The sequence below is a fragment of the Cyanobacteriota bacterium genome (assembly GCA_025054735.1).
Lineage (GTDB): Bacteria > Cyanobacteriota > Cyanobacteriia > SKYG9 > SKYG9 > SKYG9.
Genome location: JANWZG010000062.1, coordinates 1 through 12,279, shown reverse-complemented (window position 1 = coordinate 12,279; position 12,279 = coordinate 1). Strand labels below are relative to the sequence as shown.

General features: G+C 50.5%; 12 protein-coding genes. 4 read left to right on the top strand and 8 right to left on the bottom strand.

Features of this window, described 5'->3' with window-relative positions; translation table 11 throughout:
• A partial coding sequence (locus NZ772_04830) for an ATP-binding protein (protein MCS6812884.1) occupies window positions 1-291 on the top strand: 291 nt, incomplete at its 5' end.
• 19 nt (window positions 292-310) lie between these two features.
• Here the strand turns inward: NZ772_04830 and NZ772_04825 are convergent.
• A complete protein-coding gene (locus tag NZ772_04825; protein MCS6812883.1) occupies window positions 311-922 on the bottom strand; it encodes a hypothetical protein in 612 nt (203 codons plus the stop codon).
• 212 nt (window positions 923-1,134) lie between these two features.
• On the opposite strand from NZ772_04825, the gene dxs reads away from it, so the two are divergent.
• Complete coding sequence (gene dxs, locus NZ772_04820; protein MCS6812882.1) at window positions 1,135-3,045, top strand: 1-deoxy-D-xylulose-5-phosphate synthase; 1,911 nt, start codon at window positions 1,135-1,137, stop codon at window positions 3,043-3,045.
• 139 nt (window positions 3,046-3,184) lie between these two features.
• A complete protein-coding gene (locus NZ772_04815) occupies window positions 3,185-4,072 on the top strand; it encodes an alpha/beta fold hydrolase (GenBank protein ID MCS6812881.1) in 888 nt (295 codons plus the stop codon).
• A gap of 115 nt (window positions 4,073-4,187) precedes the next feature.
• Here the strand turns inward: NZ772_04815 and NZ772_04810 are convergent, their stop codons facing one another.
• The 7 genes from NZ772_04810 to NZ772_04780 form a co-directional block, all read right to left on the bottom strand.
• Window positions 4,188-4,712, bottom strand: coding sequence for a gamma carbonic anhydrase family protein (locus tag NZ772_04810; protein ID MCS6812880.1), 525 nt, complete (start codon window positions 4,710-4,712; stop codon window positions 4,188-4,190).
• Between the two features lie 110 nt (window positions 4,713-4,822).
• On the bottom strand, window positions 4,823-5,524 hold the full coding sequence (locus tag NZ772_04805) for a D-alanyl-D-alanine dipeptidase (GenBank protein ID MCS6812879.1): 702 nt from the start codon (window positions 5,522-5,524) through the stop codon (window positions 4,823-4,825).
• Between the two features lie 170 nt (window positions 5,525-5,694).
• A complete protein-coding gene (locus tag NZ772_04800) occupies window positions 5,695-5,859 on the bottom strand; it encodes a chlorophyll a/b-binding protein (GenBank protein ID MCS6812878.1) in 165 nt (54 codons plus the stop codon).
• A 265-nt stretch (window positions 5,860-6,124) separates the two neighbouring features.
• The gene (grxD, locus tag NZ772_04795) at window positions 6,125-6,448 is read right to left on the bottom strand and encodes a Grx4 family monothiol glutaredoxin (GenBank protein MCS6812877.1); all 324 of its coding nucleotides are present in this window, start codon (window positions 6,446-6,448) and stop codon (window positions 6,125-6,127) included.
• Between the two features lie 297 nt (window positions 6,449-6,745).
• On the bottom strand, window positions 6,746-9,292 hold the full coding sequence (gene recG, locus NZ772_04790) for an ATP-dependent DNA helicase RecG (GenBank protein ID MCS6812876.1): 2,547 nt from the start codon (window positions 9,290-9,292) through the stop codon (window positions 6,746-6,748).
• 90 nt (window positions 9,293-9,382) lie between these two features.
• Window positions 9,383-10,111 carry a proteasome-type protease gene (locus NZ772_04785; GenBank protein MCS6812875.1) on the bottom strand — a complete coding sequence of 243 codons (729 nt, stop codon included), beginning with the start codon at window positions 10,109-10,111 and terminating at the stop codon, window positions 9,383-9,385.
• A 128-nt stretch (window positions 10,112-10,239) separates the two neighbouring features.
• Window positions 10,240-10,860 carry a precorrin-8X methylmutase gene (locus NZ772_04780; GenBank protein MCS6812874.1) on the bottom strand — a complete coding sequence of 207 codons (621 nt, stop codon included), beginning with the start codon at window positions 10,858-10,860 and terminating at the stop codon, window positions 10,240-10,242.
• A gap of 99 nt (window positions 10,861-10,959) precedes the next feature.
• Here NZ772_04780 and NZ772_04775 point away from each other — a divergent pair.
• Window positions 10,960-12,279: glycosyltransferase family 39 protein (locus NZ772_04775; GenBank protein MCS6812873.1), on the top strand; the 1,320-nt coding region annotated here is incomplete at its 3' end.

The following is a 12,279-nucleotide window of genomic DNA, read 5'->3' as shown; positions in this document are numbered from 1 at the left end:
TGCTGCCAACCTAGTGACCCTCACTCACCTAGTACCTTGCTACCCAGAATCCAAATTGCAGTCAGCAACTCTGGGGTAGAAATTCCAGCCAGTGAGCAAGAGCGCATTTTTGACAAGTTCTACCGCATTCCTAAGCATGACCCTTGGAAATACGGTGGCACGGGTTTGGGCCTAGCTTTAGTAAAAAAACTCACTGAGCGGCTAGGTGGGCAAATTACTGTTCGCAGTGCCAACGGATGGACAACCTTTATCCTAGAGTTGGCTCTACATCCGTCATCACCTAGCTGCTGAGGTGCGCTGCTAGGGCTACCTAAGAGCGAATGAAGGTTGGCTGGACATCGCGAGGACGATCGTCAGCATCGATGCAGGTTCCCATTAGGGATAGGGGAGGTAAGTCTACTTTCTTGCTTAGCCCAATCACACATTCTGCATGGCGAATTGGCAATAAACTGCGGCGACAGGTATCTAAGGCGGTGAGCAGGGCTGACTTGCTAGCAGCTTCATCCAACTTTTTGGGGACAATGATTTGCTGGTCGATATTGACTACACAGTTTGCCAGATCTAGGGGACGACGAACTCTTGCACAGGCTTCTAAGGCATCATTGGCGGCGATCGTTGTGCGTTGAGTAATTGCGGTTACACAAGCACCTAGGTGATGGGGTTGTAGCTCACGGGCGCAGTAGTCAGCAACCGTGGCTGGTTCAATTTTTGCGTTGAGCAGCGCTTGGGCGCAACTTTCGTAGTCTTGGATGCTTGCAAGCGCGGGTGGCTGAGCAACCGCCATTAAACTTGCGACACCTAGCACTACACCCCCAACACGGGCAGTTGTCTGGGCAACAGCAGCCGATTGACCCCAACGAATTGGGCAGAGAATTTGGCACTGAGTTCGTAACCGATGATGAAGCTTAATAAGTCTGACCATATGCGGGGATTGAAACGGTATAGAATACTCGAATCACCTATTGAGGTAACCCTCAGGGTGATTCTCCCATAAGTCGATGGAATTTCCTAAGCGTGCCGGAATTTAGCGGGAAAATTTTATTAAAATTTATTAAGGTATAAGCAGAGGTTAATCGATCGATAAGCAAACCTGTTCAAACCTAATCCATCATTATCACAGCGAGTTTGTCTGATATGCATCTAAGTGAACTAACTCATCCTAATCAACTGCACGGACTCTCCATTGCCCAACTCCGTAAAATTGCTGACCAGATTCGAGAAAAGCACCTGCAAACCGTTGCCACCAGTGGCGGCCACCTTGGCCCTGGTCTGGGTGTCGTTGAGCTAACCCTAGCCCTTTACCAAACCTTGGATCTAGATCGCGATAAGGTTATTTGGGACGTTGGCCACCAAGCCTATCCCCACAAGCTGATTACCGGTCGATACAATCAGTTCCACACCCTGCGACAAAAAGATGGTATTGCTGGCTACCTGAAGCGCTGTGAGAGCAGGTTTGACCACTTTGGTGCAGGTCATGCTTCTACCAGTATCTCGGCTGCCTTGGGCATGGCACTGGCACGGGATCTCAAGGGTGAAAATTTTAAGGTAGTGGCAGTGATTGGGGATGGTGCTCTGACTGGGGGTATGGCACTAGAAGCCATCAACCATGCCGGACATCTACCCAAAACTAACCTGATGGTGGTGCTGAACGACAACGAGATGTCTATTTCTCCCAATGTTGGCGCTATTCCTCGCTATCTCAACAAAATTCGCCTGTCTGATCCGGTGCAGTTCCTTGCTGACAACTTGGAAGAACAGTTCAAGCAGATTCCCTTTGTGGGTGAGAAATTTACGCCAGAAATGGAACGGATTAAGGAAGGGATGAAACGCTTGGCAGTTCCCAAGGTAGGGGCGGTGTTTGAAGAATTGGGCTTTACCTATGTGGGGCCGATCGATGGTCACAATCTAGAGGAACTGATCGAGACCTTCCGGAAGGCCCACCAGCACCCTGGGCCAGTACTAGTACATGTGGCAACGGTGAAGGGCAAAGGCTATGCGATCGCTGAAAAGGATCAAGTTGGCTACCATGCCCAATCTCCCTTTAACTTGGCGACAGGTAAGGCTAACCCCCCCAGCAAGCCCAAGCCCCCCAGCTATTCCAAAGTGTTTGGGCAGACCCTAACGAAGCTGGCTGAAAACAACCCTAACATTATCGGGATCACGGCTGCCATGGCAACGGGGACGGGCTTAGATATTCTACAAGCCAAGCTGCCCAAGCAATACATCGATGTGGGCATTGCCGAGCAACACGGCGTAACCCTAGCGGCTGGTTTGGCCTGTGAAGGGATGCGTCCAGTAGTTGCCATCTATTCCACTTTCCTGCAACGAGCCTTCGACCAGATTGTCCACGATGTCTGCATTCAAAATCTACCCGTCTTCTTTTGCATGGATCGGGCAGGCATTGTAGGAGCTGACGGCCCCACCCACCAGGGTATGTATGACATTGCTTACCTACGATGCATTCCCAACATGGTGCTGATGGCTCCCAAGGACGAAGCCGAACTCCAGCGCATGGTGGTGACAGGTATCAACTATACCCAAGGCCCGATCGCCCTCCGCTATCCACGGGGTGATGGCTACGGTGCACCACTGATGGAAGATGGTTGGGAACCATTGCCGATCGGCAAAGCAGAGATCCTGAGACATGGGGATGACATCCTGCTAGTAGGTTATGGCTCTATGGTCTACCCTGCTATGCAAGCGGCTGAAATGCTAAGTGAACACGGCATCCAGGCTACTGTGGTCAATGCTCGCTTTGCCAAGCCACTGGATACTGAGTTAATTGCACCGCTAGCACAACAAATTGGCCGGGTTGTCACCCTAGAGGAAGGTTGTCTGATGGGAGGTTTTGGCTCTGCCGTAGCTGAAGCCCTGCTCGATTTGAACATTGTAGTGCCCATCACCCGCATAGGGGTGCCTGATGTGTTGGTGGAACACGCTACACCAGACCAATCTAAGGAAGCGCTAGGGCTTATGCCAGGACAAATTGCCCAGCGGGTTTTAGCACTTTTTGATCGTCAACCTGCGATTGCTGCCGTCAGCTAGATCCTCAACCAGAACTGGGTGACTAGTTCGTGCTGTTCACAATGCAGGTGGGGTTAGATGACACACCCTGCCTGCACAATCCTGACGGTCACTTACGCTATGATTAAACCAGATTGTTACGAAGTGTTATAAACAAGCTGTGACTATTAACCTTTTAACCTCTGCTACCACTCTTGAGCGATCGACGTGGCTCTGGCAAGGTTATCGCATCCAGTACACTGTCCACGGTGAGGGCTTGCCCCTAGTGCTATTGCATGGCTTTGGAGCATCGATCGGTCACTGGCGCAAAAATATTCCAGTGCTAGCAGCGGCTGGCTATCGGGTTTATGCTCTAGATTTGCTGGGTTTTGGAGCGTCTGATAAACCAGCACTGGCCTATAGCATTGACCTTTGGGCACAATTGGTTCACGATTTCTGGACAGAGCAGATTGGCAGTGCTGTCGTGTGGATTGGCAACTCGATTGGAGCTTTACTGAGTTTAACCCTGACTGCCCAGTTCCCTCAGATTACAAAAGGTGCCGTGTTGCTGAACTGCGCTGGCGGTCTTAACCATCGCCCAGACGAACTCAGTCCTCCTCTGCGCTTGGTGATGGGTCTGTTTACACGATTGATCGCGTCGCCTACGATCGGCGGTTTTCTCTTCAATCTCGTCCGGCAAAAATCTCGGATTCGGTCAACTCTACACCAGGTCTACCGTAACTCTGAAGCGATCACTGACGAGCTGGTGGATATGCTCTATGCTCCGTCCTGCGACCCTGGTGCTCAGCAGGTATTTGCCTCCATTCTGACTGCACCTCCTGGCACCCCTCCCCGTGAGCTATTGCCCCATGTGCAAGCTCCCTTGCTAGTGCTGTGGGGTGAAGCAGACCCCTGGACACCGATTAGCGGGGCAACCCCTTTTCAAGAGCACACTGCTAGCCCTGTGCAAATTGTACCAATCCCTGATACAGGTCACTGTCCCCATGATGAGCGTCCTGACGTGGTGAATGCGCTGATCATTGACTGGTTAGCTTCCCTTAGCGTTTGATATAGCCCTCAACAGGAAGTTGTACCAATTCTCCAAAAGCTAGCAAAATAGCCCATTAGTTCGTGGTAGGTTGCTTCCTTCCAGTAATCCTAGGCGAGATGTGCTGCTAGGTGGCCTAGAATCCCATATCGGTGCCGCGACCTGCATGAACCAGCGCTAGCTTTTCGTAACGTTGGGCATGGTCAATTAATTCCATAGCTTCTTCGTCAGTTACCGATCGCACTACTTTTGCGGGAATACCGACGACTAGCGATCGTGCTGGCACATCCTTAGTCACCACTGCCCCTGCACCAATAATGCTGCCCTCTCCCACAGTGACACCATTCAACACTACTGCACCAATGCCCACTAGGCTACCTCGCTGAATGTGAGCACTATGAATCACTGCTCGATGACCTACAGTCACATAGTCTTCTAAAATAGTTGGTTCTCCCGGATCACCGTGCAACACGGCTCCATCCTGGACGTTGGTGTGGGCACCGATATCGATTCGCTCTACATCTGCCCGCACTACAGCCCCATACCAGATACTGCCACCCATACCTATGGTCACTCGTCCGATGACATCAGCACTGGCAGCCACAAAAGCAGCTTGAGACAGGTTGGGGGCAGGGAGGATTGGGTCTAAGTCGTGCACCATAGAGTTTGTTAGAGGTTGTTGCCATGTCTACTTTGTCATTATCCTCCGACTAGGGACAGTGGGTGATCATCAGCCGACAAGTGCCCTATAATCCCCTAGGCGATCGCAGACTACACAGCCCCGTATCGAGCCGTCACCAGTGTTTGGGACTGCTGCTGTTGCTGCCATGCCCACAGTTGATCCCCATAGGAGAAGTGCCACCACTCATTGGGATGACGACAAAACCCCGCCTCAGCCATGATTTGGTGTAACAGTTGCCGATGGTGATGATAGGTCTGTTGCTGGGGATCGGTGCTGTGGGTGTAGTAGTCTGGGTGAGAGCAAGGAGAGATTTCATCGATCGCTCCGCCCATATCTACTGGTTGCCCGGTTGCATCCACTAGTGTGACATCGATCGCTGCACCTGTACTATGGGGCGGCGGTGTTGCCGGATCGTGACTTGGCAATGCCCAAAATTGATAGACTTCTTCCCAGAGAGCTTGCTGCTGTGCGTCACTCAGGGATGATAAAGTAAGTTGCCGATCAGCCAGCAGTTGGTTAAAGGCATAGTTGACCATGAATTGTTGAACAGCGATGGGGCGATAGGCATCAAAGATTTGAATCAGCCAACCAGGATAGCGTTGCTGTAATCTTGCCTGGGCAGACACCAAGCGGTCTAGTACCCCCTGGCGCAAATGATAGGGCGAGCGATCGCCGTAGGGTGCTCCCAATTTTTCGTAGGGGTGGGGCGTTTCCACTGCAAACTGATAAGTTGGAATTGCTACCAGTGGCTCACCACACTCTAGGATTCTAATCTGTTGATAAGGCTTCACAGCACCACATCACTACTCAACACGCGCGCCACTTAACCAGTTAGGCTACTCTCCACCATGGGAAAAACAGTCCAGCTAAAACAAAAGGGGTATGATGCCATACCCCCGTGTAAACCTCTAACTAACTAACTTAACGTCAACTAACGTTTTGAGCCAAGTCATGTCGCAGATTACATCAAGCCAAGTTGCTCTAGAATACCTTTGCCAGTCAGGAACTCGGTTGCCAAACCAATCACGAAGCCCATCATAGCCAAGCGACCATTCCAGGTTTCTGCAAAATTGGTAAAACCGAACTTAGATTCTTGAGCAACGTTCTGGGTCTGATTCGTTTCCATGGCCAATAACTCCTTGAAATTGACTTCTGTAATAAAAGTTAACGCAGTTTTCCTAGATCTGCAACATTTTTTAACGTTTTGTGTTGGCTTGATGTATACCACCCGTCATAGGGTGGATAGTGCTCGACTCAGCCGTATCCGCTACAACAATGCACGAGCTACTTAGGATCTTGGTATTGAGAACCTAAATCTTCACCACGAGCCTTATCAGCAATCAATTTGTCCTAACTGACCAGTTTTTTGCTATGAACCGCAACCCTCACGCTCAAGACGCAAGCGCCACCTCTACCATTTGTTGCAACTCGCCCTTCTGATACAGCTCAATCATAATGTCAGAACCACCAATGAATTCGCCATTGATGTAAACCTGGGGGATCGTAGGCCAGTTTGAATATTCCTTGATGCCCTGACGAATGGCTTCATCTTCCAATACGTCCACGGTCTCATAGGGTACGCCTAGCATATTCAAAATTTGCACCACGTTATTAGAAAAGCCACACATGGGCATGAGCTTATTACCCTTCATGAACACGATGATTTTGTTTTGAGTTACTAGGGTATTGATCCGATCGTGCAATTCTGGAGTCATAGCTAGCTCTTTGGGATAAATGGTCATTACCTTAACCATAGTAAGGGAAGTCCTGCTAACGCAACCATTAGCTCTACCAATGTCATCGGTTACCTATAGCAGATTGCAGCTACGCCCTCGATATAGGCAGGCTCTCTTGCAAAGAGGTCATATCACTTCTCCACACCATGGCTACGAATAGCTTGTAGTAAGGACTTAAGTCCTTACTACGAACTCATGAGGTGTGCACTAGTGTTTGAGAATTATTTAGATGACCAAAAGTAGTGTTTTCCCAGAAGGTGCGTTTTTCTGAGGAGATTACGTCAAAATGGCACCACCCATTAACTTTTGGTAGCGATAGGCCAGTTCCTGTTGCAGCAGCGGCCAGCGGGATAATGTTCCATCTAAGGAGATGATGCTCTCTGCGGCTTGGCGGGCTAGTTCCAATACAGCTTGATCATCCACTAGGCTAGCGAGGGCAAAGTCTGGTAGGCCAGACTGACGAGTTCCCAAGACTTGCCCTGGCCCTCGGAAGCGTAAGTCCATCTCTGCAATGAAGAAACCATCCTGGGACTGTTCTAGCACCTTTAGCCGTTGGCGGGCGGTTTCTGTGCGTGAGCTACTCATTAGTAAGCAGAAGGACTGATTAGCACCGCGCCCCACTCGTCCCCGTAACTGGTGCAATTGAGAAAGACCGAAGCGATCGGCATGTTCGATCAGCATTACCGTGGCGTTGGGAACATCCACCCCTACCTCTATAACTGTAGTGGCCACTAGGATATGGGTTTCGGCCTGACGAAATTGAGTAATGGCGGCATCTTTTTCCGCTGAGGTCATACGTCCGTGCAGTAGTCCCACCTTAAATTCAGGAAAAATGGCTTCCTGTAGGCGGCGGTGCTCGTCGATCGCTGACTTCAAATCCACCTTTTCTGACTCTTCTACCAAGGGCAATACTACGTAGGCTTGCCGTCCTTGGGCAACTTGGCGGCGAATTAGGTCATAGGCATGGCTGCGATCGCTTCCTGACAATACCGTTGTGCGAACGGCCTGCCGTCCTGGGGGCAACTCATCAATCTGGCTTACATCTAAATCACCATGCAGCGTCAGGGCTAGAGTACGGGGAATAGGAGTCGCCGTCATTGTCAACACATGGGGATTGTTGCCCTTCTGCTGAAGCTTTGCCCGCTGCTCCACACCAAAGCGATGTTGCTCATCAATCACCACCAGTCCCAAGTTAGAAAAAGACACCGGCTCTTCAATCAACGCATGGGTACCTACTAACAACGACAATTCTCCGGTTGCTAACTGAGCTAAGATTTCTCGTCGTTTTACCATGCGGGTAGAACCAGTCAACAACTCCACGGGCAGGTGCAGCAAGTTAAACCAACTCACTAGCTTGCGGTAGTGCTGCTCGGCCAATACTTCCGTTGGAGCCATCAGGGCTGCTTGGTAACCGGACTGAATTGCTGCCAAAATCGCTGCTACGGCCACTACGGTCTTACCAGAGCCAACATCTCCCTGCACTAAACGGTTCATGGGGGTGCTTTTTTGCAAATCATTGAGAATGTCGTTGATAACTCGCTGCTGAGCGCCAGTGAGGGCAAAGGGTAACAGGGTGTAGAAGTTTTCAAGGAGTTGACCTTTGGGGGCTAAAACGGCAGCGGTTTGCTCTTGGCGTTGTTGGTGGCGACGTTTGAGTAAGCCCAATTGCAGGTAAAAGAACTCATCAAACACAAGGCGACGGCGGGCACGCTCAAGGCTCTCTCGATCAGGAGGAAAGTGGATGTGGGCGATCGCCCTTGACAAGTCTTCTAGGCCATACTGCTGGCGAATGGCCTCTGGTAGGGCATCTTGAAGCAAGTCTGCGGCGGGTAACACTGCTACTACTGATCGTCGCACCCCATCGGCCCCCACACCCTCCGTTAGGGGATAAACTGGGACAATGCGCCCAACGGTAATGGACTCGATCGTACCCCCCGGATGATCCAACACTTCCAGTTCTGGGTTGTCTAGGGTGAGGCCATATTTGCTTTGCTTCACTAGACCGGAGGCTGCAATCACCGCCCCTACGGGATACAGTTTTTTCTGTTGTTCCTGCCAGCCTCGGTTCGTGTATCTAGCCCCAGCATAGAAGCGACTAAGCTTGATCTGTCCTGTCTTATCCTTCAGTATCAACTCTAAAATTGTTAGCTTCTTGTTCTTAGGACTAGTGAAGCAGTTACATCGCTGCACAGTTCCCATCAAAGTCACAGTGTTTCCTGGCTCTAGACCGCGGATAGGCACTTGACGAGCGTAGTCTACATGATCACGGGGATAGTAGTAGAGCAAATCTCGCACAGTGAATAAATTCAACCGCTCTAGTCGCCGTGCCAGGCTCGTACCAATGCCGTTCACCTTCTCCAAGGGTTGATCGAGCGTCAGGGGAACTGATCGCTGCAACAGATCTCTGCCGTTGTCTGTTAGGGTTGTAGGTTTGGGAACAACGGCTGGCGATTGTCCATTATCCTCAGCCCTTGTTAGCTGGCGCTCAAGGCTAGGTGTCCTCGTTTCGACCACCTGTGATTGGCGAGTTGTCACCTGCACCTGATGCAAAAATCGCCGCGTTTCCGCCACTAAATGCTGCCGTTCAGCAAAGCTCAGGTCACTGTAGCGGGTAAACTCATCCGCTAGGGTGTGGCATCGAGACTGGTCATAGGCTGGTAACGGTTGCATTGCTTGGGTTGCCCACTGATCTGGCAATTGCTTGAGGCTCAGCGTCAGAAACTCACTAAAGCGATATTGCTTACCCATAACATCATTAAAGCTGTGCTCTGCCTCTAGGGAGAGCGCTTTTTGCAGCCGAATAATATCGTTTGCTGAAGTCATGGGCGCGATTCACAAGGCAACATGCGTTACCACGATCGTAACATCCAACCTCCAACCCTTAACACGTAGCACCTAACCCCTAACACCTACCTAATGCCAACTTGGATCTGGAATTTGATCAAAGGCATCTCGCAGTGAGGACTCCCACAGTTTACGCATTGTAATCAAGTACGGATCCCCAGAGTTCAATTGAATTTGGTGGTCGATCACAAAGCTGTTGACATAGTATTTCATTAAATGGATGGGCGGCCCTACAGACGCATTGGAACGCATGGTGGAGTCGATCGATAGCAATGCTGCTTTGGTAGCTGCCTCTAATGAGGTTTCACAGGTAACAATGCGATCCAGAATGGGCTTGCCGTATTTGGCTTCCCCAATTTGTAGGAAGGGAGTTTCGGGTGTTGCTTGAATGCAATTACCCTGGCTGTAGATTAAAAATAGCTCTGTAGCCTGTCCCTGAATCTGTCCGCCCAAGAGAAAACTGCATTGAAAGTCAATGCCATCTTTTTGCAGCCATTCTCGATCGTAGGTTTGCACTTCACGCACTTTGTTACCTACGTATCGGGCCGCATCATATAACGTCGGCATCGTATGCAGGTTCGGTGTATCTGCAAGGCTGAGATCTCGCTTGAGGGCTGTGAGCACACTTTGGGTGATTGCCAAGTTGCCCGCTGTGCAGATCAAGATTACCCGATCGCCAGGTTGTGAAAAGTTGAACAATTTCTGATATGTGGAAATGTAGTCTACACCTGCATTTGTGCGAGAATCTGCCGCCATTACCAAGCCATAGCACGTTACAATCCCAAGGCAGTAGGTCATATTCCAGGTCACCGTTACAGGGCATTTGTAACATATCAGCTATTCATCCCCATGGATCTCCAGTTATCTCAATTCCTCAGAGTTGCCAGAGCACTAGATAATAGATCACCTTGTTACCGCCAGTTGCTTTAGAGTGGCTCTTTGCCATAGGCTTCCCAAGCTAGCTCGATCAGCCCTTCTAAGATGGCCACAGCTACAACAGAACTGCCCTTGCGGCCATCAATCCGAATGTGGGGCACGAGGGAATCTCGAAGGCGATCCTTGAGTACGTCAGCGTCTATAAAGCCAGCCGTTGCCCCAATCACCAACGCAGGACGAATCGCTTCCTGCTCAATCATTTCCACGATCGTCGCTAGAGCTGTTTGGGCTTGCCCCACCACAAAGATGCCTTCTGGATAGCGCTGTGCTAAGGTTTCAATCCCCCAAGCTATGCGGGTTTTTTCCTTTTGAGGTCTTGTCAGGGCATCCATGCTGCAATACACAGGGTTGGCAAAGGTAGCTTGGATTAGCGGTGTAATGCCAACCTGTACCATGGGGGCATCCACAATGATCGTTGTCCGAGCCGCCAGTGCAGCTGCACCTGCCTGCAAGGATTGCTCAGAAAATCGGATCAGGGACTTGTACTCGAAGTCTGCTGTGGCATAGATGACTCGACGCAAAATTTCATATTCCGCAGGAGAGAAGCTATGATCGCCGATTTCCTGATCAATGATTGCTAAGCTTTGAGCATCAGTGCTATGCCATTCCATTCCCTAGGGTATCCTCGATCGCTTATTCAGTAGGACTGCATTATTGTATCGGCATAGTTTTATATCTGCACAAGTTGCTTCAAGGTCAGGCTGAACACCATGGCTGTTAGTTTACTCGTTAGTTCCTTTGCTGCGGCTGCCCTGCTGTTTAGGATTACGCCTAGTCGTAATGCCAACTGGCGGCTAGCGATTATGCAGTCAGCTCTATGGCATGGGTTGCTGATCGTAGTGTGGACAGAACTATTGAGCTACGATCGTGCCCTTACGGCCACTACAGTCACAATGCTTTGGGGTTGGCTAGCTGGCATTCACGCTGTGCTGTTGGGGTATCGACTAAGGCAGCGCAAGGCACGGTCAGCAATTGTGCTCAGACAAGCAGTGAAGCAGCTAGCTGTGACTCCTCACCACAGCCAATCTGCACTCGCCATAGAAAGGATTATCATCCCAGTCGTTATCATGAGCACGATCGGGCTATGTTTACTCCGAGGGTGGCTAGAACCACCCTATAACTATGATGCCATGACCTACCACCTGCCTCGCGTCATGCATTGGATCCAAAATCATACTGTAGCTCACTATCCTACCCATAACCTGCGACAGATCAGCTTTGCTCCAGGTGCCGCCTACCTACTTACCCATCTCCACCTCCTCACAGGCGGCGACTATGGGGATAACTGCATCCAAGGACTTGCCTTCGTAGTCTGTATCTTGGGAACATCCCTTATAGCACCATCAGACCAAAAGCACAGTCAAGTGTTGACTGCTTTGGTCTGTGCCAGTGTGCCTATGGCTATTATGCAAGCGAGCACCTGCCAGACAGATTTACTTGTGTCTTGTTGGTTGGTCTGTGCTGCCTATTTTGTGTTGAAGCCAGAACAATCGCTACCAGACTGGTGGTGGCTAGCGGTAGCGATCGGCCTAGCGATAGTTACAAAGCCTACAGGCATCATCTTTGGCCTGCCGCTGCTTATGGTACAGGCATGGCGACTGCTGATGCAGTCTAGACAGTTGTGTCTTCGCACCCTACTCCATAGTCTGTTCCTGCCTGCGATCGTGCTCTTGGCTGCCCTGAGCCTATCTCTACCTAGCTATGGGCGCAACCTTCAAACCTTTGGCACTCCTCTGGGCACTACCGCTGGCACTACCAATACACTAGTCAGCTTCCCAGCAATCTTGTCTACCATACTGCGTAACCTAGCACTGAGCCTGCCCTTTCCTCCCCTTTGGCAATGGATCCAAGCTATTCACCAGCAGTTCCTAGGCTTGGATGTTAATCATCCCAACATTACCTATGGAGACAACCGCTTTGATATAGATAATCTCTGGTGGCGTATTCTCTTACCAGAGGATGAAAACTTTGTGGGCAACCCAGTGCACTTGCTGTTGATTGGAGTTGCTGTGGGGATGCTAGTGATGACC